28 protein-coding genes and 1 pseudogene are annotated in these 24,076 nt (G+C 40.5%); 2 read left to right on the plus strand and 27 right to left on the minus strand.

The genetic code is table 11. The features are described from left to right. Window positions 1-18: 18 nt before the first annotated feature. On the minus strand, window positions 19-1,026 hold the full coding sequence (locus ACG9ZB_RS11265; protein WP_419325857.1) for an AraC family transcriptional regulator ligand-binding domain-containing protein: 1,008 nt from the start codon (window positions 1,024-1,026) through the stop codon (window positions 19-21). 148 nt (window positions 1,027-1,174) lie between these two features. Between ACG9ZB_RS11265 and ACG9ZB_RS11270 the strand changes: the two are divergent. Beyond that, a pseudogene (locus ACG9ZB_RS11270) lies at window positions 1,175-2,680 on the plus strand (flavin-containing monooxygenase). A 45-nt stretch (window positions 2,681-2,725) separates the two neighbouring features. After that, complete coding sequence (locus tag ACG9ZB_RS11275; protein ID WP_419325859.1) at window positions 2,726-3,634, plus strand: lysine exporter LysO family protein; 909 nt, start codon at window positions 2,726-2,728, stop codon at window positions 3,632-3,634. A gap of 127 nt (window positions 3,635-3,761) precedes the next feature. On the opposite strand, the gene pyrF is transcribed toward ACG9ZB_RS11275, so the two are convergent. The 26 genes from pyrF to rsmG all read right to left on the minus strand — a co-directional run bounded on the left by pyrF (window position 3,762) and on the right by rsmG (window position 24,059). Beyond that, entirely contained in the window at window positions 3,762-4,442 is a 681-nt protein-coding gene (gene pyrF / locus ACG9ZB_RS11280; RefSeq protein ID WP_419325860.1) for an orotidine-5'-phosphate decarboxylase, read from the minus strand. A gap of 238 nt (window positions 4,443-4,680) precedes the next feature. Then, on the minus strand, window positions 4,681-5,046 hold the full coding sequence (locus ACG9ZB_RS11285; RefSeq protein WP_183175032.1) for a lipopolysaccharide assembly protein LapA domain-containing protein: 366 nt from the start codon (window positions 5,044-5,046) through the stop codon (window positions 4,681-4,683). 17 nt (window positions 5,047-5,063) lie between these two features. Further along, window positions 5,064-5,369 carry an integration host factor subunit beta gene (locus ACG9ZB_RS11290; protein ID WP_262469883.1) on the minus strand — a complete coding sequence of 102 codons (306 nt, stop codon included), beginning with the start codon at window positions 5,367-5,369 and terminating at the stop codon, window positions 5,064-5,066. A 161-nt stretch (window positions 5,370-5,530) separates the two neighbouring features. Further along, entirely contained in the window at window positions 5,531-7,207 is a 1,677-nt protein-coding gene (gene rpsA / locus ACG9ZB_RS11295; RefSeq protein WP_004696863.1) for a 30S ribosomal protein S1, read from the minus strand. A gap of 113 nt (window positions 7,208-7,320) precedes the next feature. Further along, entirely contained in the window at window positions 7,321-8,004 is a 684-nt protein-coding gene (cmk, locus tag ACG9ZB_RS11300; protein WP_419325862.1) for a (d)CMP kinase, read from the minus strand. Between the two features lie 17 nt (window positions 8,005-8,021). Then, window positions 8,022-8,453, minus strand: coding sequence for an SRPBCC family protein (locus ACG9ZB_RS11305; protein WP_279687192.1), 432 nt, complete (start codon window positions 8,451-8,453; stop codon window positions 8,022-8,024). Between the two features lie 75 nt (window positions 8,454-8,528). After that, the gene (gene tadA / locus ACG9ZB_RS11310; protein WP_279687189.1) at window positions 8,529-9,029 is read right to left on the minus strand and encodes a tRNA adenosine(34) deaminase TadA; all 501 of its coding nucleotides are present in this window, start codon (window positions 9,027-9,029) and stop codon (window positions 8,529-8,531) included. 5 nt (window positions 9,030-9,034) lie between these two features. Next, window positions 9,035-10,156: an enoyl-CoA hydratase/isomerase family protein gene (locus ACG9ZB_RS11315; protein ID WP_419325864.1), complete on the minus strand. Its 1,122-nt coding sequence runs from the start codon at window positions 10,154-10,156 to the stop codon at window positions 9,035-9,037. Beyond that, the gene (gene ung, locus ACG9ZB_RS11320) at window positions 10,153-10,866 is read right to left on the minus strand and encodes a uracil-DNA glycosylase (protein WP_419325866.1); all 714 of its coding nucleotides are present in this window, start codon (window positions 10,864-10,866) and stop codon (window positions 10,153-10,155) included. Before ung ends, ACG9ZB_RS11315 begins: the two co-directional genes overlap by 4 nt. A 41-nt stretch (window positions 10,867-10,907) precedes the next feature. Further along, window positions 10,908-11,504 (minus strand): 6-pyruvoyl trahydropterin synthase family protein, encoded by a 597-nt coding sequence (locus ACG9ZB_RS11325; protein WP_004696854.1) that lies wholly within the window; start codon window positions 11,502-11,504, stop codon window positions 10,908-10,910. A gap of 122 nt (window positions 11,505-11,626) precedes the next feature. Then, a complete protein-coding gene (gene gspK, locus ACG9ZB_RS11330; RefSeq protein WP_419325867.1) occupies window positions 11,627-12,577 on the minus strand; it encodes a type II secretion system minor pseudopilin GspK in 951 nt (316 codons plus the stop codon). Window positions 12,578-12,655: 78 nt separating this feature from the next. Further along, window positions 12,656-13,276: a type II secretion system minor pseudopilin GspJ gene (gspJ, locus tag ACG9ZB_RS11335; RefSeq protein WP_419325869.1), complete on the minus strand. Its 621-nt coding sequence runs from the start codon at window positions 13,274-13,276 to the stop codon at window positions 12,656-12,658. Then, window positions 13,273-13,674 (minus strand): type II secretion system minor pseudopilin GspI, encoded by a 402-nt coding sequence (gene gspI / locus ACG9ZB_RS11340; protein WP_419325918.1) that lies wholly within the window; start codon window positions 13,672-13,674, stop codon window positions 13,273-13,275. The genes gspJ and gspI overlap by 4 nt, the downstream gene beginning before the upstream one ends. A 34-nt stretch (window positions 13,675-13,708) precedes the next feature. Further along, window positions 13,709-14,278, minus strand: coding sequence for a type II secretion system protein (locus ACG9ZB_RS11345; RefSeq protein WP_419325871.1), 570 nt, complete (start codon window positions 14,276-14,278; stop codon window positions 13,709-13,711). Window positions 14,279-14,290: 12 nt separating this feature from the next. Further along, on the minus strand, window positions 14,291-14,905 hold the full coding sequence (locus ACG9ZB_RS11350) for a TetR/AcrR family transcriptional regulator (protein ID WP_004696845.1): 615 nt from the start codon (window positions 14,903-14,905) through the stop codon (window positions 14,291-14,293). A gap of 45 nt (window positions 14,906-14,950) precedes the next feature. Beyond that, window positions 14,951-15,724 carry a TatD family hydrolase gene (locus ACG9ZB_RS11355; RefSeq protein WP_419325873.1) on the minus strand — a complete coding sequence of 258 codons (774 nt, stop codon included), beginning with the start codon at window positions 15,722-15,724 and terminating at the stop codon, window positions 14,951-14,953. 26 nt (window positions 15,725-15,750) lie between these two features. Beyond that, on the minus strand, window positions 15,751-16,092 hold the full coding sequence (locus tag ACG9ZB_RS11360) for a PilZ domain-containing protein (protein ID WP_058869739.1): 342 nt from the start codon (window positions 16,090-16,092) through the stop codon (window positions 15,751-15,753). Between the two features lie 14 nt (window positions 16,093-16,106). Then, on the minus strand, window positions 16,107-17,090 hold the full coding sequence (locus tag ACG9ZB_RS11365; RefSeq protein ID WP_419325875.1) for an AAA family ATPase: 984 nt from the start codon (window positions 17,088-17,090) through the stop codon (window positions 16,107-16,109). A 19-nt stretch (window positions 17,091-17,109) separates the two neighbouring features. Beyond that, a complete protein-coding gene (gene kdsB / locus ACG9ZB_RS11370) occupies window positions 17,110-17,871 on the minus strand; it encodes a 3-deoxy-manno-octulosonate cytidylyltransferase (RefSeq protein ID WP_419325876.1) in 762 nt (253 codons plus the stop codon). An 8-nt stretch (window positions 17,872-17,879) separates the two neighbouring features. Then, the gene (lpxK, locus tag ACG9ZB_RS11375; RefSeq protein WP_419325877.1) at window positions 17,880-18,884 is read right to left on the minus strand and encodes a tetraacyldisaccharide 4'-kinase; all 1,005 of its coding nucleotides are present in this window, start codon (window positions 18,882-18,884) and stop codon (window positions 17,880-17,882) included. Between the two features lie 3 nt (window positions 18,885-18,887). Further along, window positions 18,888-20,615: a lipid A export permease/ATP-binding protein MsbA gene (msbA, locus tag ACG9ZB_RS11380; protein WP_419325878.1), complete on the minus strand. Its 1,728-nt coding sequence runs from the start codon at window positions 20,613-20,615 to the stop codon at window positions 18,888-18,890. Then, window positions 20,615-21,037 (minus strand): ExbD/TolR family protein, encoded by a 423-nt coding sequence (locus ACG9ZB_RS11385; protein ID WP_004696832.1) that lies wholly within the window; start codon window positions 21,035-21,037, stop codon window positions 20,615-20,617. The genes msbA and ACG9ZB_RS11385 overlap by 1 nt, the downstream gene beginning before the upstream one ends. Before the next feature lie 8 nt (window positions 21,038-21,045). Continuing rightward, window positions 21,046-21,699, minus strand: coding sequence for a MotA/TolQ/ExbB proton channel family protein (locus ACG9ZB_RS11390; protein WP_419325879.1), 654 nt, complete (start codon window positions 21,697-21,699; stop codon window positions 21,046-21,048). Window positions 21,700-21,735: 36 nt separating this feature from the next. Beyond that, on the minus strand, window positions 21,736-22,623 hold the full coding sequence (locus ACG9ZB_RS11395; protein ID WP_419325880.1) for a ParB/RepB/Spo0J family partition protein: 888 nt from the start codon (window positions 22,621-22,623) through the stop codon (window positions 21,736-21,738). Then, a complete protein-coding gene (locus ACG9ZB_RS11400; protein WP_004696827.1) occupies window positions 22,620-23,402 on the minus strand; it encodes a ParA family protein in 783 nt (260 codons plus the stop codon). The genes ACG9ZB_RS11395 and ACG9ZB_RS11400 overlap by 4 nt, the downstream gene beginning before the upstream one ends. A 24-nt stretch (window positions 23,403-23,426) precedes the next feature. After that, window positions 23,427-24,059, minus strand: a complete 633-nt coding sequence (gene rsmG, locus ACG9ZB_RS11405; protein ID WP_419325881.1) for a 16S rRNA (guanine(527)-N(7))-methyltransferase RsmG — start codon at window positions 24,057-24,059, stop codon at window positions 23,427-23,429. Window positions 24,060-24,076 lie beyond the last annotated feature (17 nt).

Here is a 24,076-nt window from a genome sequence, read left to right on the forward strand (position 1 = left end):
GGCATAATTATGCTTAGGCTATTTCCCATATTGTTGTGGACTGTAACCAAACCACCGTTTAAATGCATGATTAAAGGCTGCAGGCTCCGAGTAACCCAATAACTCTGCAATCATTTCAATGGAATATTCCTGATATTCCATCAAATGTAGTGCACGGTCTTTCATTAATTGCTCACGAATTTTTTTATAACTGCTATTTAACTGTTGCAACTGATGTCTTAAGGTTCGCTCTGGCAAATTCAACGCTTGTGCAGTTTCAGCCATGGTCGGCAGTAAACCTCGTTGCAACTCCAAATAATCTTGTACACGTTGAATCAGACTCGGTTGCTCTGCCGTTTCTTCTAAACGCTGCAATTCCGCCTGACATTTGCCTGCATAAACGTTAAATGTCATCAAATCTGCTGAAGGAATTGGTACATTTAAAACCCATTCATCAAACCAAAATTCAGCTTGCTGCGTACCAAAACTCACTTGCTGACCATAAACCTGCTGATAGAGCACCAGTTTTTTCGCATCTTCAGGTCGTGCAACAGGTAAAGTAATTCGAATCTCAGGCATTTCTAGCCCAATCATCTTATAAATATCTTGTAAAAACTTGTAGGTTCCCGCTATTTCAGAATGTGCACGCAACTGTCCCACAGGTGTTTGCAAGTCTCGCGGTAGATAACACAGTGCGACTTGATCATTTTGTTTTTTTAAACCCAATAAGCCACTCAAATGCGTCAAACTCTGATAGCGAATACCCTGTTCTAACGCGGTATGTGTCGTTGGACTGGTCATCAATAACATCAGTAAAGGGCTATATCCTGCCAAAACATAATGCTGACCAATAAACAAGCCTTGCTCAGGCTCAATATCCTCTGCAATGATTTTCAAAATATCCCACTCTAGAGCAGGATGAATGATCGCATTCGGATCAAGCGACTCCACACGTAAGCCAATGCTTTGTAACTTTTGATCGACTGCGACTCCTGCTTTACGCATTCCTTGAATCAAATACATCAAGCCAAGTACAGAACGTTTCATAATCAATTAAAAGCAAAATATTGCCCTATGTTTTACTACAGCCACCTAGCGTACAACAATTGCCGAATCTATCAATTTTCTTGTCAGGGCTATCATAGACCTTCTGGATAGTTGCTCTACAATAAAGCAAAACAAAAAGCAAAAACAAATGCAAGCAGCAAATTCAACAACTCCTCAGGTAAAAATCGCCATTATTAGTGCAGGCTTTGGCGGTTTAGCGATGGCTATTCCTCTTTTGCAAAATAATATTCGTGATTTTGTAATTTTGGAAAAGGCCAGTGAAATAGGTGGCACATGGCGTGAAAACCAATATCCGGGTGCTGCTTGTGATGTACAGTCACATCTCTATTCTTTGTTTTTTTCACCCAAGACTGACTGGTCTAAACGTTATGCTGAAGCACCTGAAATTTATCAATATATCCAAACACTTACCGCTGAACATCAATTACAGTCTTATATCCGCTTTCACAGCGAAGTCAGTGCTGCACATTACTTAGACAATCAATGTTTATGGCAACTCACCCTTAATCAAAATGAAACTCTGACCGCTCAATTTGTCATTTGAGCATCTGGTCCGTAGCATGTACCGCAAATTCCGCATATTGCGAGCATTGAGAAATTTAAAGGCAAAGTTTTCCATTCATCACAGTGGGATCATGACTATGACCTCAGCAATAAAAATGTTGCCTCTCTTGGTACAGGCGGTAGCGCGATTCAATATATTCCTGAAATTGCAGAAAAAGTGAAACAACTTTACGTACTACAAAGGACAGCCGCATGGGTTATTCCTCGGGATGAACGTCGTTATTTACCCATTGAAAAAGCACTGTTTAATCGATTTGATTGGTTTCGAAAACTTCATCGAGCTCGTCTGTATTGGACAAATGAATCTCGTGTTTTTCCCATTATGAAACCATAGGTCATGAAATATGCACAAAAACTAGCAGAAGCGTATATTCGCCATCAAGTCAAAAACCCTGCAACTGCGAATAAGTTGATTCCCAACTATATTATGGGTTGTAAACGCATCTTAGTCTCCAACAAATATTATCCAAGCTTTAACCGTAAAAATGTGGAGTTGGTTACCAATGATATTTTGGAATTAAATGAGGACAGTATCATCACCAAAGATGGGAAGAAGCGTGCAATTGACTGCCTCATCCATGGCACAGGTTTTGTGACTGACCCAAGTATTTATCTTAAATCCTTTAGCTGCACAGGGCTGAATCACCTTGAGCTTACAGACGCGTGGAAAGATGGGGCCGAAAGTTACTATGGAATTAACACCAAACATTTCCCAAACTTATTCCAGCTTTTAGGACCCAATACAGTCTTAGGTCATAACTCGGTTATTTTTATGATTGAGTCACAAGTTAATTACATTCTACAGCTCATCGAAATGGCAGAAAAAGCCCAATCTCAAGCAATCGTTGTGAAAGCAGATATTCAAGATCAATTTAATCAGCATTTACAAAGTCAATTTACAGATACCATTTGGCAATCTGGCTGCGTCAGCTGGTATCAACAAGCGGACGGGAAAAATTTCTCTTTATGGCCCAGCTATACATGGAAGTATTGGCTAAAAACACGAAAAGCCAATCCTGCGGACTATCGTTTGTTAAATTCTAAGCAAGATAGTCAAGCAATAAATTAAGATCGCGGTCATAATAAGTTAGTATTTATTCACACTTTATTTGACATGCAATCGTTTTGGTTGATTTTTCAGCTTCTTATTTGTTTAGTACTTGGTTTTGTTTTGGCGCGTCGTTTACCCAAATGGCTTGAACGACTTGCCTTTCAAATCTTGCCCTATTTTACTTATATTCTCTTAATCGCAATTGCGATTGAGTTTTCAACGACGTTGCATAGTATTGCCGAACCTTGGCAGATACTCAATCATGCAGCGCTTTTAGCAGTTATGACCAGTATTGGCGCTTTTGTCTGTTGTTACATATTATTTAAACTGTTGGGCTATCAACCCAGTCATGGCAAAGTGTCCATGAGCCTTGTGAGCAAATCATTAATCAATATCAGTTATGCATTTATCGCACTGGCCTTAGGTTATGGTTTAGCAGAGCTATCTTCAAGTTTCGACTATACCCTTCATATCAGCACATGGAACTTGTTACTGGTTTTCATGTTCCTGATCGGGCTTGATTTAGCCTATTCCCCACTCGATCGCTCATGGTTGAACTGGCAAATCCTACTCGTTCCATTTGGTTGTATTCTGGGTTCAATTATTGGGGCGTTTGTAACTGCCTATTTTGTACCGAGCATTCAATTAAAAGACCTGATTATGTTGTCTCAAGGTTATGGTTTCTACTCTATGACTGGCATTGTGGTCACGGAGTTAAAGAATGCTCATTTAGGCAGTATTGCTCTGATGAATGATTTGTTCAGAGAAATCTTTGCGATTGTGTTTATGTATATCATTGGCTGGCGTTACCCCCGCTCTGCGATTTCATCTGCAGGAGCTACAGCTATGGATGTCACTCTACCGATGGTCAAACAAGCCTGTGGGAATGACTTTATTCCACATGCTATGGTGAGTGGTTTCATCCTGTCGGTTTCGGCACCTATTGTTGTCAGTATATTGGCGGCTCTGTAAAGCATAGCGCACTATCCAATGCTGCCTTTTTATTTTGCTATTACCACTTCGCTCACCAACAATTTTTTTAACATTTAATCCATAAAAAAAGCCTTTCGAATGAAAGGCTTTTTAGATTTCTAGTCGCTTAAAGCGTCGCTAAAATATCTTTGAGCATCTGACACGGGTTTGCAGACTGTGTAATTGGTCGACCAATCACTAGATGTGTTGCACCGTCTAACATTGCTTGTTTTGGCGTTACGATACGCTTTTGGTCATCCGCACTTGAACCCTCAGGGCGGATGCCTGGTGTCACCAATGCAAAGTCTGAACCCAAAGTCTCACGCAGCATTTTTGCTTCTTGTGCTGAACATACCACACCATCTAAACCACTGTCTTTAGTCAATTTTGCTAAACGTTTGACTTGTTCAAATGGTTCAATATCTAAACCAATATCAGCTAAATCTTCACGTCCCATCGAGGTTAACACCGTTACTGCAATTAGTTGAGTGTTATAGTTGCCAGCCTTTAAGCGCTCAACGCAGGTTTCCATCATTTTACGGCCACCTGAAGCATGGACGTTTACCATCCAAACACCCATATCTGCAGCAGCACATACCGCTTGCGCAGTCGTATTTGGAATATCGTGAAATTTTAGATCTAGAAAGACTTCAAAGCCTTCACCATGTAAAGCTTTAACAATAGATGAGCCTTCATGGGTAAATAATTCTTTACCGACTTTTACACGGCATAATTGAGGGTCTAATTGCCCAGCAATCGTCATTGCGTCATAATGACTTTTTGCGTCTAAGGCAACAATAATACTCATGGGGAGACCCTTCAAACTCACAAAATTATGGCATTATACGGATTAAGCCTAAAACGACCAAGACTATTTTTCTATAAACCATTTAAAATTCAAACTAAGTTCTTTATTCATATACTTTTTATATAGTTATCAATATATTAAAGCACAATAAAAAACGCCTTTGATTATATATCCAAAGGCGTTTAAATCAAACTTGCTTCAATACTTCTAAGATAAAAATCTTAACAAGTATTGTGGCTTAAAGCGGTGTAGATTGACGATCATTAGGATTGATGTCTAACACCGTTTTCTCATGTCTTGTATGCGCTGCAGCTTCAGCAGCAGCCAGCTGAGCAGATTGAATCTGCTCTTTACGAAGGTGATCAATGTCTTTACGTAGTCGCTTAATTTCCCAACCTTTCTGGAATACACGAAATACCTGAACACCAATTAACAAACCCAACACAATCCCTAAAGCCATTGTCAACAATAACAATAGACCTAAACGCATTGCTGGAACCTGTATAAACAACAGATCAACGGTTAGCTCAGTTCCGTTTTGTAGCACCAAAGCTAGGCAGTAGCCAAACAGTACAATTAATAATGCGAATAATACGTAACGCATAAGCACCCCAATAAATTTTATTCGCTTGCAGTCTCGTTTACTGCATCACGTAATGCTTTACCTGGTTTGAAATGTGGAACAGCTTTAGCAGCAACTTCTACCGACTTACCTGTTTTAGGATTACGCCCAACACGAGGCTCACGGTGATGGAGTGCAAAACTACCAAAACCACGAATTTCAATACGATTATCAGAAGACAAAGATGCAATCATTTGATCAATCATAATCTTAACAGCTTCTTCCACTAATGGCTCTGCTAAATGCGGGTTTTTAAGAGAAATACGCTCTATTAAGTCAGACTTATTAAGTGCTTCAGTAGTCATCTGCGACCTCTTTAATTATCAAGCTACCTTGTAGATAGATTGATAATAACCTGTTTAAATACAAAACGGTAGCGTAATAAGTGAATACTACGCTACCGTTTATTGTATTTGTGTAAAAAGTATTAGTTAACTTACATTAACAATACAATTCAAACATCTACTTAGTTGCCCATTTGAGCTTTGATCAAATCACCAATAGTCTTAGGACCATTGTCTTGACCAGTAGTTGCTGTCTTCAAGTTAGCAACTGCTTCTTTCTCTTCAGCTTCGTCTTTCGCTTTGATAGACAAGTTGATAGAGCGAGATTTACGATCTACGTTGATGATTTTCGCTTCAACTTCTTGACCAACTTCAAGGAACTTAGTTGCATCTTCAACGCGGTCGCGGTTGATTTCAGATGCTTTAAGAGTCGCTTCAACTTCGTCAGCTAACTTAAGTGTTGCGCCACGAGCGTCAACAGCAGTTACAGTACCTTTTACAAGTGCACCGCGTTCGTTAGCAGCTAAGAAATCGTTGAACGGATCGCTGTTCATTTGCTTGATGCCAAGGCTGATACGGTTGCCTTCAGCATCTACAGACAAGATAACCGCTTCAACTGTGTCACCTTTCTTGTAACGACGGATAGCTTCTTCGCCTTGTTCGTTCCAAGAAATATCGGACAAGTGAACTAGACCATCGATACCGCCTGGTAAACCGATGAAGATACCGAAGTCAGTGATTGACTTGATAGTACCTGAAACTTTTTCACCTTTGTCGTGGTTCTTAGCAAACTCTTCCCATGGGTTAGCACGAGTTTGTTTGATACCAAGAGAAATACGACGACGCTCTTCGTCAACTTCAAGAACCATAACATCAACTTCATCACCAATCTGAACAACTTTAGATGGGTGGATGTTTTTGTTAGTGTGATCCATTTCAGAAACGTGTACTAAACCTTCAACGCCTTCAGCGATTTCTGCGAAACAACCGTAGTCAGTTAAGTTAGTTACGCGAGCTTTAACGATTGAACCTTTAGGGTAACGGTTCATGATCGCTAACCATGGATCTTCGCCTAATTGCTTAAGACCTAAAGATACGCGGTTACGTTCTTTGTCAAACTTAAGTACTTTAACAGTAACTTCTTGACCAACTTCAACAACTTCTGATGGGTGCTTGATACGCTTCCAAGCCATGTCAGTGATGTGAAGAAGACCATCAATACCGCCAAGGTCAACGAATGCGCCGTAGTCCGTAAGATTTTTGATAGTACCAGTAACTGTTTGACCTTCTTCAAGCTGAGCAAGAAGAGCTTCACGGTCAGCTGAAGATTCAGCTTCCATAACAGCACGACGAGATACAACAACGTTGTTACGTTTAGCATCAAGTTTGATTACTTTAAATTCTAACTCTTTACCTTCTAAGTGAGTAGTATCACGAATAGGACGAGTATCAACTAAAGAACCTGGAAGGAACGCACGAACTGGACCGATGTCAACAGTGAAACCGCCTTTAACTTTACCAGAGATAACACCAGTAACGATTTCGCCGTCTTCAAAGATTTTTTCAAGTTTAGTCCAAGTTTCAGCACGTTTCGCTTTTTCACGTGATAAAACTGTTTGACCCATGCCGTTGTCAAGCGCTTCAACAACAACATCAACAGTGTCGCCAACTTGAACTTCAAGTTCGCGTTGTTCATTTAAGAATTCAGCGCGGTCAACAATACCTTCTGATTTAAGGCCAGTGTCAACTGTTACCCAATCAGAATCGATGTTTACTACAACGCCTTGGATGACAGCACCCTTTTCAACGTTGAGGTTTAATTCGCTTTCTTCAAAGAGGGCTGCAAAAGATTCGGTCATGATATACCTGATAAAGTCAGCGGTCTTGGATCAGACAAGGCCGGTTTAGTTAAGCGTCTACATAGTCCATTTTGAACTGATCAAGCTATGCTTCTGCTGAATATAAAAATTCGTTAGTTTGCTAATTGCTTATCGATATAAGCCGTCATAAGCTGAAATACCTCATCAATGTTCAATTCAGAACTATCAATGATGTAGGCATCTGCTGATGGTCTGAGTGGAGCAACTTCGCGCTCCATGTCACGTTTATCACGTGCCTCAATATTAGCTAAAATATCGTTTATTTTAGCATCCAGCCCCATACCCTGCAACTGCTTTACTCTGCGTTCAGCACGAGATTGGGCTGAAGCAGTTAAATAAATCTTGGCTTGAGCCTCTGGAAAGATGGATGTTGCCATGTCTCGGCCATCTGCAACCAAGCCTGGTGCTTGTGCAAAAGCATGTTGTCGATCGACTAGCGCAGCTCTAAGCTCAGGAATTGTTGCAACTTTTGATGCAAACTCACCAACTCTCTCAGTTCGAATGGTTTGACTAACATCCTCACCATTGAGCAAGACTTGTGTGCCTTGTGCAGAACTTAAAAATTGTATGTCTAAATGTTTAGCAATTTCGACACATTGACACAATTCACTTGACAAAGCATCTAACAAATCCTGTTGATGCAATGACAGGCCCAACAAGCGATATAACGCTCCCGAATCAAGTAAATGAAATTGATAATGGGCTGCTATTTTTGCCGCCAGTGTACCCTTACCCGAACCACTTGGACCATCAATTGTGATTATTTGAACTGTCATTGCTTACCCAAAGTTTGTTATACAGATTTAGCGAGTTTCGAAAAACCTAGTTTAATCGCAGATTTAAGCTGTGCAAGGATTAATTTACTTACAAAAGGTGCACGTGCCTGTAATTCAATCGTATAGGTCACTAAAGTTTTATTCGAGTCAATCGGCTCAAACTCAATAATACCCAAATGATGTTTGATGAGTGGATTTTTAATAATCTTGTATTCAATACGCTCATTCACATTCATTAGTGTAATTTGCTCTTGCAACGGTTTAATTGGACCAAAACCCATACGACGTACAGAACCAACCCCATCCGGACGTTCTGGATCTGCTGAGTCTTTCACACGCACCACTTGAACTGGTGCAAAAGCGACGTTATAGGTTGAGTGTTTAGAAAGTAAATCAAATACCTGCGCTACGGGTGCATTAAATTCTTTTTTAATCTGAATATTATTCATGGTGGTTCCAACGCCTTATTTGACAATAATTATTGTCATTTTATTTTACATGAAATTATTATTTTACGAATTCATTCATCCCTTTTCTTGTAGACGGGATAGTCGCTTTTGTTCGCGGCGCATTTTAAAAAAGTGACTGAGCTGCTGTGAGCATTGCTCATGTAAACAACCCGACTCAACCAAGAACTGATGATTATAATAGCCCGTTTCAAATAATTTACGTGCACTTATAAGAGAGCCCGCTTTCGGCTCTGTCGCACCAAATACCACTTTTGAAACGCGTGCATGCACCAAAGCACCTACACACATGGTACAAGGCTCAAGCGTCACATACATGACCGCATCATCAGGCAAACGATAGTTTTGTATATTTTGACAGGCATCGCGCAGAGCTTGAACCTCAGCATGTGCGGTAGGGTCATTTAGCGTAATAGGCGCATTAAAGCCCGAACCAATAATTTTATTTTGACTCACAATGACCGCCCCGACTGGGACTTCACCTTTTGACGCTGCAATAGCAGCCTGCTCTAAAGCAAGCTGCATCCATTCACTATCTATTTTTAAAACATCAGTCATAAAGATTAGATTACATCGTAATGCCTAAGGAGTTCATTCCAGCTTTCAATACTCGTTGTTGGTGGATTACCAGCGAAAATACCCTTTAAGCTGTTATTGACCCCTTGTTTCCATGCTGGTGACAAGTCTTTATCCACTAAACGCGCACGCACCCCCTCAACAAAGTCTGCATGACGAATTTTCCAGTCCGAAATTTGCGTTTCAAGCTCAAACACTTCATTCCAAGAATGAACCTGCTTGCCCCACTGCCATAACAACCATGTTAATGCAGCAGTTGTTGGTGAGCCTTTTTGCAAGTTTTCACTGGCTTGACGAAGCCAATCACTACGTGCATCACTTAAACCAACAATAGCATCATAATCATGCTCGAAATTCACACCACGACACACACTATGAATGACATCCAAAGAGTTTTGTAACGGACCTGGTCCTACAGGACGGTGCATGCTGTTCAAGGTGTCATCAATGGCTCTAAAATCACCTGCTGGATAATGGCTCCAGTCAATATTGATGACTTTCTCTAGCACCGTATTACGCTGCGCATCACAGATGTGTGTTGCCCAACCAATACCATATGCACCCGCAGCCGTCATGATTGAACCCGTTAAGCCCGTGAACAAACCAATTGCTCCACGATCCGCCAAGAAACGCGTTGCACCCACATCTGGATACAGACCAATATTAATTTCAGGCATCGCTAAACGTGAATGCGGTGTCACCAAACGGAATGGCGCTGCCATAAACAGACCTAAACCACCACCCATGACATAACCTTCACCCCAGACCAAGACAGGCTTAGCATAGTTGTGTAGTAATAAATCTAAAGCATATTCTTGCTCAAAGAACTGATTAGCTGTTTCAACTTCATCGTTAATCACCAGTTGACGAAGCTTACGCACATCACCGCCCGCACAGAACGCTTTAGGTGTGGTTGAATCCAACCAAATGGCTTTTACTGCGTCATCGCTATGAAAATCTTGAAACACTTCAAATAAAGCTGAAACAATCGTTTCATCTAAAGCGTGAAGTGATTTTGGTCTATTCAGACGAACAATGCGCCAACCATTTTTTGCTTCTTCTACAATCAGATCTGGATGGTAGTTTTTAGAAACGGGAGAATATGTCATGCGTCCAGCTGCCAATCAATAGGCTCAATGCCATGTTGTTTAAGATAATTATTGGATTTTGAAAAAACTTTACAACCGAAGAATCCACCACGGTTTGCTGCCAAAGGTGACGGATGTGCCGCCTTTAACACCAAATGCTTTTCTTGATCAATCCGTTGTCCTTTCCGCTGCGCATATGCTCCCCAAAGAATAAAAACAATATGCTCACGCTGTTCATTTAAAACATCAATCACATGATCGGTAAAGTCTTCCCAACCTTGTTTTTGATGTGATGTGGGTTGACCAGCTTCAACGGTTAATACACTGTTCAACAGCAAAACACCTTGCTGCGCCCAACGAGTTAAATCCCCATGTTTAGGAATATCAATTCCTAAATCTTTATTTAACTCATGGAAAATATTACGTAAAGATGGTGGTAAAGCAAGCCCCTTTTGCACAGAGAAACTGAGCCCATGTGCTTGATTCGGCCCATGATATGGGTCTTGTCCAAGTATTACCACTTTTACATTCCCCAAAGGCGTCGTATTAAATGCATTAAAAATCAGCGCATTTGGCGGATAAATCACTTTATTCGCTTTTATTTCTGTAACAAGAAACTGCTTTAACGCATCCATCTTTGTACTAAGCAAAAAGTCACTTAATCCATGTTTCCAACTGGCATCCAGCTGAATTTTATCAAGCTTGGTTTGCTGTTGTTCTGTTAAAGACATACTTGCGCCTTATTCCCTTACTGTATATTCCGTGACAAATTTCACAGTTTGACTTGCAATTCTACATTCGGATTGTGAAATTGGATACCTTCTTTTAATTTAGTATACATTTCAGTATCCGCCCATTCCGCTTGGATTTGTTCTGAAAACTCAATCTGGCTTAAATCTAACAGCCCCATCTGTGTATTTTCAATATCTTCAATAAAACTCTGCGCATAGCCCGTATCGGTCTCATGCACAATCACCGAGTACACTTCCACATCGCCTTCACCGTTTTGAGTTACAGTCGAAGCAAGTACTTGTTGGGCAAGGTAAAAGAAGATACGCGAAAATTGCTCAGCGGATGGTGAAACTGGTAAAGATACCCAACGCGCACTAAATGTTTTACATGCTTGGATATATTCTGGATCATCGTTTTGCCAAAAACAAATCGCATGATCAAAAGAGTCATAAAGGTCTTTAATCACCCCTTTCAGCAAGCCAAAGTCATAAACCATTTGACCATGATCTAATTTCGATGCTTTGAGGAGTAATTCAACTTTATAACTATGACCATGAATGGAGCGTTTACAACGATCCGATGTACAGTTGCGTACAATATGGGCATTTTCAAACTTAAATAACTTACGAATTAACATATGCCGTAATGCAATCAAACTTTCTGAGAATTGACTTTAATTATAAAGCAAAAGTTAACCTATGCTCATTTATTTTATTGTTCAATCCAATTGGTAAATCATATCAGTCTTATATTTACCCTTTAAAACGGTGACATGCTCCGATAAGCCACATATACCTCTTGATCTTTTCGCACCAAATCACTACTAAACTGACGCTTACGCTCACTCAGCAACACTTCAATTCTGGCTTTAAAATAGTTCGATTGAACGCCGAGAAAATCATTAACAGCAGCCCGCTGAGCCTCGTCCACTTGCTTAAATGGATCAACTTCCCACAGTTCATTCATATTGGAAAAATGCTCCAAATTGGCCCGTCTTTGCTTTTGTAAATTTTGAATAGCAGATACATCCAACTTAGGATCAATGCTGGCTAACACCAATGCAGGTGCAGTGTTGATATTCACCTTTAAGTCATTGCTCGGCAAAGCACTCACATAAGGTGCAATCAGTTGATAGTTACGCCCCTCAAACCCACGCACCAACTTCAACTGTTCAACATTATAAAAAGCACGATTTGGCGCCAAGTAACCCTGAGCTAAACTTTGATAATAAGCAGATTCAGCACCCATCGGGCCACTGACTTCATCATCTTCATCTTGCCAATCAATCACTGCTTCTGAAAGTTGCGCAGGCAACCCAACACGTACCAATAGCTTTTCAAACCAAAGTTTTGCAGCCTCATTCGGCTTTTTATCCGACTTAACTAAAGCATTTAAATTAAATTTTCCTGACTCATCTTCTAAACGCCCAGAAACAAAACCATCTTCCACTGGAAAAGCAGGCATGGGCTTCGCCCACGTTTCTTGTAGATGATCGACCTCTGCTGCATTTTGAGCATCATCCACCAACAGCTCAGAAAAAAAAGCTTCAGCACTTTTTGCGTATAACAGAGCTTGATTTTGTCGCATTAAATAAGCCGTACTCTCGGCGGTATTGCGCTGATGTTTCGCAATCGTAGCCGCAAGGATGGTTGCTAAAGCCACCATCACCAAAATGGTGATCAATGCAATGCCATGCTGAGAGCGCTTCAAAACATCCACCTATTTACAACGAAGACATTTAAGGAAAAATAGTTTTGCATAGAGTCCGTGAGTTTCATATCCTGCAACTTAATTTTTTTGTTTTAAAAAGTCTGTATTTAATAAACTAAAGACCCATTCATAACTCACTTCATTGACAGTGAGGTTTATTTTTAAACCGCGCGGTAGTATTTTTGCCTGAGTTACATCATTTTCAGTCAATGCCACCTCAGGCCATTGTGCCATTTCATTGGGGTTGAGTAACATAATTTGAAATTGATCAACTGAATCAAGTAAAACACTGGTTTCAGGTTGATCATTACCGGTTTGATTTAAATTTTTATATTTATAACGGTACAGTTTTTTTTTATCTGCTTTATAAATATATTCAACTCGCTCTTCAGGCGGTATGCCTTGCATCAAAGGATCAGTCACGCCAGTTTTACTAAAGGTTAACTGACCATTTTGCAACATGACTGCGGGTTGAACCTGCCCCGCAACATTGGCAGTAATTGGTACAATTTGCACCGTGTCACGTAACACTTGTTGATATGCTTCTTGTAGCTGACCTAAGCGCTGTTCATGTTGGGTATTACGTTCTTTAATCTTGATCAGATAATCAAAAACCTTCCAACCCAAAGCTGAAAGCACAGCAAAAATCGCGATTGCCACCAATAACTCAACCAAAGTAAAGCCTGAGCGTTTTGTCATGGTTGGCTTCCATCACGATGGTTAAAAAAAACTAAACTCGTAACACCCGAATCTACTTTTCCAGTTTCAGGATTCACCAAGCTCACCTGTACATTGACGCGTTGCACATTAGTACTAATCGTTGCTTGCGCTGATTTATCAATTTGCCAAGTTTCACCTTGTTGGGTGATTTGTTTAGAGGCCGTGCCTTGTAGCCAATCACGATTGATTTCCATCATGGAAATTTCATTCAAGGCAACAAATTGTGCCTTGGTACGCAAGATGGCATGGGCTGTAGACTGAGTATATTGCATACCCACTTTGGTTAAAGCGACCGCTGCCGTGGCAAAAATAGCCAATGCCACCATCACTTCCAGCAACGTAAATCCTGAGCGAGGATTAATGAAATAGCATTTCATTCGAGCACAAGACGGCAAACTATTCTTTAAATCTTTAGCTCGCATTTATTTTACCCAAATGATCAATTTCAATTTCGGCACCCACGGGCTCATTGGCATAATAAAATTGAATACGAACAGGTTTTGCTTCGCCATTCCCCAACCAAATCAGTTTAGGTGCATTCTCTTGGGTTAAATCATCATTTCGGACTTGGGAAACATCATAGTCTAAGGATTGCACAGCAAAAGAAACATTTTTGGCTAACACTTGCTGCGGAAACTCATTATATTTTTGCCATTTTTGTTGATTCAGCATTGCATTATTTTGTTGTTCTGTGGGTATGGTAAATTGAGGATTTTTATATTCAACAACAGCATAAGAAAAATCAGCCACATCGGTGGCAGGATGAACATCTAGTGCCAAAACACGTGCTTGATCATTTGCCTCACGTGCAATTTTCTGTACATCCATGATAAAAAAATCACGAGCTTGCGCTGCTTTACGTTGGTCGACCCCATTGATATTCAACATCACCAATGACGCCATAATGGCCATAATAACAATAACCACCATCAATTCAACTAATGTAAATCCCTGAATCCTTGAAGGTGGTTTCTGTTTCATACATCCTATCCGCTAAGCAAGATATCCTGCTGCGCCCGTTTGTTTAGGCATCGCCAGAGCTTGGTCAATATAGGCCACGCGCAAAGTATCACGCGAACCCAAATACCGTTGATAAAAACTAGAGTTCAAAATCGCTGCGGCACCATGCGTCAAAGACCAAATCGATGCCAAATAATCACGAACTGTCATTTGACTCTCTATCGACTCCAAATACCGCTCAGTCATACGAATAATTAAACGTAGACGTTGCTTTCGAATTTGATAAAGCTCAGTAAATAAATGATAGATCCCAACACCTGTGGTGGATAGTCTCTCTTCTATTTGATGAAACAACACCGTGCGTTCAGGATGATGCAAATGATGTAACATAAAAAAAGCTAGATGTTCAGGGAACTGCTTATCCGTATCTTTAATCATTTCAAGCAACATTTGCTCATTACGAATAATGAGCAACATATAGAGTTCATCTTTACTTTGAAAATGTTTATAAAGCGTACCTTTTGCTAGATCTAATTCCGCCGCCAATGCATCAAGGGTCATCCCTGCTTCGCCATTTTCTAAAAGCAACTGTTCAGCCACTTGGAAAATTAACGCTTCTCTTGCTCGAAACTGAGCCTGACGATCCATTTTCACCCTAGTACTCTCTTATACGCTTTTATCGTTTCAATTTATTTACTTCATGTTGAGAAGGTTTTCAAAGTTCTGTGTTGTGATGAAAGCCATCTCTTCCAAGGACTTATCATATACATCTGCTAAGGCTTTGGCTACATAAGGAACGTACTTTGGCTCATTAGACTTTCCTCTATATGGCATCGGTGCCAAATAAGGACTATCTGTCTCAATTAATAAGCGATCTAAAGGAACTTGCTTCGCCACATCACGCAGGTCTTGCGCATTTTTAAAAGAGACAATCCCTGAAAATGACACATAATAACCGCAGTCTAAGACAGCTTTGGCCGTTTCCCAGTCTTCTGTAAAGCAATGCAAAATTCCATGGGTCGATTTTTCAGCACGAATAATATCGACAGTATCGTGCTTGGCAGAACGGGTATGCACAACAACTGGTTTTTTTACGGCTTGTGAAGCATGAATATGTCGTGCAAAACAGTCTTTTTGCTCAGCGATGAAATCTGTACTATGAAAATAATCGAGCCCAGTCTCACCAATTGCCCAAACTTTTTCAGACTGCGCCAACTCAATTAAATAGTCTGTAGTTGCGCGAGCCATGGTTTCAGGATCTTCACAAGGATGCACCCCGACACTATAACCCACATCGTCATGCCTTGCCGCAATTTTTGCCAGCTCAATATGATCATCAAGATCAACAGAGATGCTCATAAAGCGGTGAACGCCCACTGTACGTGCTTGCTGTAATGCTAAATCCAAATCCCCATCATAAGGGGTTAAATCCAGCATGGTTAAATGGCAATGCGTATCTACAAACACAGGCGTTTCCTACTTCATGTACTTAATTACATAGTGTAACTAGTTCGCCCTTCAGACTTAAGACCTGCAAGCAACTTTTCCGCTTCTGATTTGTAATAAACCCCTTTCTCCCCAGAAAGTTGAATACCAAATCCTTGGAGTTTGATTCCATTTTGCTTTTGTGAAATCCAAATTACTTTACCTGTGAGAGGAATTTTCTGTGCTTGTTCTGGCAATGTTGCCAAAACAAAAACCTCCTCTCCCATCTTTACAGGTTGTTTGGATGGAATAAATAAACCACCCCCAACCACAAAAGGCATATAGCTTGCATATAATGTTGCTTTATCTGGAATATTGGCTTGAATAATTCCGCCCATACGTGGTTGCATAAAATTCCCCTGTTTTAAACATCCATCAACCGAATACAAAATTGGTCGAGCACTAAATTAGTTTGTACGTTTTGTTCAATATATTGTTTTGACTGTTGCAACTCAGCATAAATTGAAAACAAAGTTTCAAGTGAATACCGTTCTGCCAACACACTAAAATCCAAATCAGTGTTTTTTAATTGCTGATTTAGCTTGACACAAATCAAATCAGACAACAAGTACTCAAACATTTGACTAAAATCACTAAATGCCAGCGCTTTATTCCACTTGGTCGCAATTGCCATCGGCATATTTTTATCTATCACCAACTTTTGCCAATCTTTTAAAAATTCAGCACGTTGAGGAATCCATTCACTCTCGGACAATGTAATTGCCTGCAACGGCATATGATTGGACAAATTCATCAACAAATGTTGTTGTGCCAAATCCTTATGGGGCAAATGCTGATTTAAAAATTGCTCTGCTTGCTGTTCATTTATGCGATCCAAAGCAAAATGTTGCAAACGACTGCGAATGGTTGCAGGCAGTTTTAAATAATGATCTGCCAATAAAATGATAACAACACGATCCCCGGGTTCTTCAAGCGTTTTCAATAAAGCATTGGCTGAAGCTGTATTTAAAGCTTCGGCTGGTTCAATAATGATGACGCGCCAACCGTCTACCGTTTGCTGCACAAAAGGCAGCAGATCACGAATTTTCTCAATTTTGATCTTAGCATTTTGTTTCTTATTGTCTTCATCGGTAGTGATGTGCACATAATTGGGGTGCGTATCCGCCTTTAACCACTGACAACTCCCACACTCCCCACAGGCCAAATGCTTTGGCTGCCGCTTAGCACATAAGACCCAAGCAAGAAACTGCTCAGCTAAAGTCTCTTTACCACAACCTTTTTTGCCATAAAACAATAAGCCATGACCAATATTGGGAAAACGTGTGGTTAAAGTTTCCCAAATATTTTGATGCCACGGATAAATCTGCTCAGGCAGCGTTTGTTTCATGTATACGACCTAAGTTCTATTATGCAAAATGAGCCACATCCATGGCATTTAAACGATCTAAATCCTCTTGTGTATCCACACCCGGTGGTAAGTTCGCTTCTGCGATATCAATGGCAATACGATGTCCATTTTCCAAAACGCGCAGTTGCTCTAAGCTTTCGAGCGTTTCAAGTGTACCCATATCCCATGTCACATATTCTTGGAGCAATTTCACGCGGTAAGCATACAAGCCCAAATGACGGAAGGCTTGTTTATGCAACGTTTGTTGCACTTGCTTTGCAGCATCTCGGTCATATGGAATAGTGGCACGACTAAAGTAAAGTGCTTGTTTGTACTTCGACATCACCACTTTAACAATACTGTCACGTTTAAATTCATCTAAATTCTGAATTGGTTCACACAAGGTAGACATTGAACAATCGGCTTGTGACTCTAAAAGTTGCGCGACTTGCTTGACTAAAGCCGCTGGCAATAACGGCTCATCACCTTGAACATTCACAATGATATCTTCGCTGGCCCAGCCCTTAATTTTCGCCACCTCACTTAGGCGGTCTGTTCCCGAAGGATGATCTGCTGACGTCAACACCACATCCACGCCTTCTGCCATGCAAAGATCATAAATTCGCTGATCATCCGTTGCGACGCAGAGATCATCAAAACCTTCCACTTTCTTCGCCTGATCAACGACCCGTAAAATCATTTCACGACCATGAATTTTAAGAAGTGGTTTTCCAGATAAACGTGTGCTCGCAAAACGCGCAGGAATAACAATATGCTTCATAATAGACCTTAAGAAATTTCAATACCTACAGCGGCGAGCTGTTGATGTAAGGTGTCATAACACGCTGTCGATAACACCGCATCGACAGGAACAACCCAAATATCGCGGGCAAAACTCGGGTTTTGTTTGAGCAGCGCTAAAATTTTCACTGCATCTTTTTCAGTGGTAATGATGGGATTGGCATCATCAAAGACCAAATCCTCTAACTCATATTCATAATGATCAGCAAACTCATGACACTGGAACTTCTGCACTCCCATACACTCTAAAGTACGATAAAAACGCTGCGGAAAACCTATCCCCACGACCGCATAAAAATCATCTTGCGGATTGAATGCTTTAGCTTCAGTACTGTTTAACAGGTAAGGCTCTGCAACTTCTAAGTGCATGTGCATAGCACGTGTAGGACGATCTGCATGTTCGATTACTATGCCTTGATCTAGTCTAGACTTTGGCTCTCGTAAATAACCTTCGGGCAATAACTTTTCATTGCCTAGTCCACGATTATTATCTAGGACAATCCATTCAATTTGGCGATTCAATGCCCAATGTTGCAGTCCATCATCACTAATGATCAAATCAATGGGATAGTGAGATAAAAGCAGTTCAATACTTTCTTGGCGATTTGGACCCACTGCCATCGGTACACCAGTAGATTGCACGATGAGTGTCGGTTCATCACCTACATTTTCAGGCAATGAGTTGAGATCTACCATAGTCGGAAATGGGCCTTTGGCACCATAACCACGACTGATCACACCCACTCGAATATTCTTACTTCGCAGATAACTCACCAAATGAATGAGCAAAGGGGTTTTACCACTCCCACCCACGGTAATATTACCAATTACCATGACAGGTACAGGAGCCGTATAGGCTTTTTTAATATTGCACCGATACAACTTACGGTTTAAAAGAAAACCACCTCTATATAACCAAGACAACGGACGAAGCACAATTAACCACTTTGCCTGTGAGTTCCAAGCATCCTGAATAAACTGTGCACCTGACATGACTTAGTTTTCCTCAAAATTACGTTGATGTAACTGATAGTAAGCACCTTGCTTTGCAATAAGTTCAGCATGTGTACCTTGCTCTACTATACGCCCTCTGTCCATCACCACAATACGATCCGCATTCTCAATGGTAGATAGACGATGTGCAATGACGATCGTGGTCCGATCTCGCATTGCAGCATCGAATGCACGCTGAATAAAGTACTCTGATTCATTATCAAGCGCGCTGGTGGCTTCATCTAATATCAATACAGGCGCATTTTTCAAAATCGCGCGAGCAATGGCTATACGTTGACGTTGACCGCCCGATAAATTAAGGCCTTGTGCACCTAACTTGGTATTGTAGCCTTGTGGTAAAGCCATAATGAAGTCATGCGCATAAGCCGCTTTTGCGGCTGCAATTACTTCTACATCAGAAGCATTTTCAAGCTGCCCATAAGCAATATTGTCACGTATAGTCCGGTTAAATAAAACCACTTGCTGATTGACCATTGCCACTTGGGTACGCAGACTATTGATTTCAATATCCTGAATATCAATCCCATCAAAAAGAATTTGGCCTGAGGTCGTATCTTGAAAGCGCACCAATAAATTTACTAAAGATGTTTTACCAGCACCAGAACGCCCTACTAAAGCAATCGTCTCACCTTCTTTGACACTTAGATTAAAATCATGCAGCGCTTGATAACCATCCACATAAACCAAGTTCACATGTTTAAAGTCAATATTACCTTTCAGTACAGGAGTTAAATCCCCAGTATTTTTTTCTTCAGGTAAATCTAAAATTTCAAAAACTGAATGTGCTGCTGCCATACCCCGTTGAATTTTCTCATTCACATCAGTCAGCGCCTTAATGGGCTTACTCAACATGCCGGCTGCGGTAATGTACGCCACAAATTGACCTGCACTCGTATCTTGCATAATTTCTGGACGTAGTGCGATCCACATGACGATGCTCAAGGCAATGGACATGATCAACTGTACAATTGGGCTGTTTAGCTGTTGTACAACCACCATCTTCAGGCCGCGACGTAAATTTTCTAAAGAGGTATCTCTAAAACGTTGTTGCTCATAATCCTGTCCACCGAAGCCTTTTACCACCAAGTGACCATTGACCGTCTCTTGTACCACGTGGTTGACATCCCCCATGGTATCTTGGACTTGAATAGAAAGCTTACGCATACGCTTTGCTGCTTTACGGATAAGTAAGCCAATCAACGGCGCAAAAATCAAAATACATAAAGTCAAACGCCAGTTGCTATAAATCAGGTAACCCAGCAATGCAATGGTGATTAGGCCTTGTTGAACAATAGTTTTTAATGATTCTGAAGATGCAGCGGTAAGCTGCTCCACATTAAACATAATCTTCGCAGTGATATGACCACTGTTATTGTCCAGATAATACTGCGAAGGAAGACGTAGTAATTTAGCAAAGACTTCTTGGCGAATGTTAAAAACCAAATTTCTTGAAATAACCGCAGTAAAATAACCTCCCATGAACAAACCCAGCCCACGGAAAAACATCACAACAACAACTAAAATTGGGAACAAGGTGGTAAAGCCTTGATCACGGTGTTGAATCGCTTCAATAATTTTTTCAAGTAATTTAGCAACAGAAACTTCTGTCGCGGCATTTATAGCAAAACCGACCACCACAAGAATTGCTACGCCCCAATACGGTTTTAAATAGCTCAGTAGACGTAGATAAACTTTAAAATCGTGTTTCACTAATAACCTCGAGAAGGCACTTTGGTACTAATATTGATATTTACAAATCCCAACTGACCGGCTACATCCATCACACGAATCACATCCTGATGGGTTGCTTTGGCATCCGCAGCAATCACAAACATTAGATCACGACGGTCATTGGAAATCTGTTTAATTGCGGTATTTAATTCTGAGACATCTTTCGATGCAATAGACTGACCATTAATTGAATAATGCCCTGTGGAATCTACCACCACTTCGATTTTATGATCAAATGTTTTCGGTGGCACTCCTTGCGCATCAGGCAAGGTTAAATTCATACGACTAAATTGATTGAATGTGGTGGTCAGCAATAAAAACACCAAAATAAATAATAAGCAATCAATCATTGGTGTAAGGTTAATATGAACATCTTCAACTTGCGAGCGTTTGAATTTCATACTTCACCTTAGCTCGCTTGTTTCACAACAACATCATCATGGTTTTCAAGCACAGTTTCTGTTTGCTTATAAAATAAAGCCGCATGAAATAAAGTTGATTGTTGTTCTAATTCAGCAACATACTCTTGAACCAAACGCTGAAAATAACGATAAGCAAATAATGCGGGAATCGCAATGAACATTCCTGCCGCAGTTGTAATCAGCGCTTTAGAAATTCCCGGAATCATCAGTGTTGGATTACTACTATTACCAATATCAATCATTAAGAATGACTCAATAATCCCCAGTACCGTTCCCAACAATCCCAAAAGAGGCGCGACAGCGCTCAATGTTCCCAAAAAATTGATGTTTTTTTCAAGATAACCAATTTCTTGAGAAGCTGTTGCTTCCATCTGCGCACGTGCAAACTGTTCACCTTGTGCTTTACTTTGGTAACCAACTTCCAAAATACGACCTAATGTCGTTGCCTGTAAATCCTGATTTTGTTTAAGTTTAGGCAAAACCATTTGTACGCTTTGCATTGGGCCTAATAGCAAATCTTTCGGTAAAATAGTGGATTTCTTCAAGCGAATAAAACGCTCTAAACTAATCGCAACAGTAAAGATCGAACAGAGCACAAGGGGTAGCATAAGCCACCCACCTGCTTTTACTAATTCCCACATAACACTTCCCCAAGTATTTAGAAATAGAAAATAAAATTATTCAGCTAAGCAAATATTCAAAATACCATCCAACTCATCAAGTGAATGATAATGAATCGTGAGCTTGCCTTTCCCTTGTTTATTATGATCAATTTTGACATTTGCACTAAAACGATCTGTTAAGCGCTGTGTCAGTTGTTGAAGATCTGGTGCAATTTCCGTTTTCGATTTTTCTTTTTTCGGCGCATTGAGATCACGAACATATTGTTCAGTTTGGCGAACAGATAAACTTTTCTCTATCACCAATTCTGCGACTTTCAGTTGATCTTTCCCTTTCAACGTCAAAATGGCACGAGCATGTCCCATATCCAATAAACCCTGCTGCATAAAGTCTTTAACTTGCTCAGCTAGACTTAATAAACGCAGCAAATTACTTACTGTGGTACGCGCTTTACCTACCGTATCCGCAATTTCTTGATGACTTAAACCAAACTCTTCATGAAAACGTTGTAATGCCATCGCTTGATCAATCGGATTAAGGTCTTGACGTTGGATGTTCTCAATCAACGCCAGTGCAATTGCAACTTGGTCTGTTAAATCACGAACAATGGCTGGGACTTGCGTTAAGCCAGCAAGTTGAGCCGCACGCCAGCGACGCTCACCCGCAATAATTTCATAGGGATGCTTTTCATTATCAATTGGACGAATCACAATCGGCTGCATCACACCATGTTTTTCAATCGATGCCGCTAACTCTTGTAAGTCTTGCTCATTAATAAAACGACGTGGTTGATATTCACCACGTTGTAATAGATGCACATCGATTTGTTTTAGCTGACCGTGATCAAGAGCTTGTGCTTCAAGTTGTAATTTCTCTTTTTGAATGGAACCGAGTAAGGCATCTAAACCACGACCTTTTGCCAGTCCACGTTTTTTAACGGTCATGCGTTACTTCCTTTTTTCACTTTACTTTTCTTAATCATTTCAGCTGCTAAATGTAAATAAGCAACTGCGCCCTTCGAGCTTTTTTCAAAATAAATCACAGGCAAACCATGCGCAGGTGCTTCAGCTAGACGCACATTACGTGGAATGACGGTGTCATAGAGTTTTTTGCCAAAGTATTGTTCTAATTCTTCAGACACATCACGTGTCAGTGCATTACGTGCATCATACATGGTGCGTAGAACACCAATAATTTTTAACTCAGGATTCAATGCTTGTTGAATGCGATCAATGGTCTGTGTTAAATCTGCCAAGCCTTCCAAAGCATAGTATTCACACTGCATTGGAATCATCACGCCATCCACCGCTGCCAGTGCATTAACTGTGATCAAGCTTAAGCTGGGCGCACAGTCCACGATGATGTAGTCATATGCTTGTTCAATTTCTTGCAATGCGTCACGCAGAATAAATTCACGCCCTTCTTGCTCAGCAATCGCAAGTTCAACGCCTGCCAAATCACGGTTTGCACCCAAGACCTTATAACCCACTTCCGCCTTGGTAATTGCAGTTTCTATAGGCACTTCACCCAGTAAAACATCGGTCACTGAATACAGTAGGTCATTTTTTTGAATGCCTGAACCCATGGTCGCATTACCTTGCGAGTCCATATCAACCAATAAAACACGCTTTTTAAGTACTGCTAAAGATGCAGCCAAATTTACTGCGGTTGTGGTTTTACCTACACCACCTTTTTGGTTCGCAATCGCAATAATTTGTGCCATGACCCGCCCAATCCTTTGAATTTTTTAGATACGTTTTAATAAAAGTAAGTGGCGTTGTTCGTCCAAACGTGGAACCTTTAACGCAATAATTTCACAACTAAATTCGTTTTTGAACGCTTGAACTTCGTCATGCGGAACCAAGCCTTTCATCGACGCAATAATGCTGTCTTGGTGCATATAAGGCTTCGATGCATTGATAAAATCGGTTAACGAAGCAAATGCACGACTGGTAATCACATCAAACTGACCTAAATCATGGATGCTATCTTCATTCTCAACACGCGTTTGAACTGCAATTACATTGGTTAATTTTAAGTCTGCGATAAACTGTTTTAAAAAACGAATTTTTTTACCATTGGAATCGAGCAAAACACATTGGCGCTCAGGTTGGCATAGAGCAATAATCATGCCCGGCATACCACCGCCTGTACCAATATCTAGCAAACGACCTTTCGGCAAATCTTTTAAAATACTTAAACTATCTAATAAATGCTTCACCAGCATTTCTTTAGGATCGCGAATCGCTGTTAAATTGTAAGCTTTGTTCCACAGCACAAGTGCGTCTTGATACTTCAGCAATAAATTTAATGCTTCTTCACTCAAATCTAAGCCAAGCTTTTGACTACCTTGCTTTAAGTCTTGAAAAAATGGATGCATAAAGAAGACATCTCAAT

It is taken from the genome of Acinetobacter johnsonii (assembly GCF_048551975.1).
GTDB classification, from domain to species: domain Bacteria; phylum Pseudomonadota; class Gammaproteobacteria; order Pseudomonadales; family Moraxellaceae; genus Acinetobacter; species Acinetobacter johnsonii_A.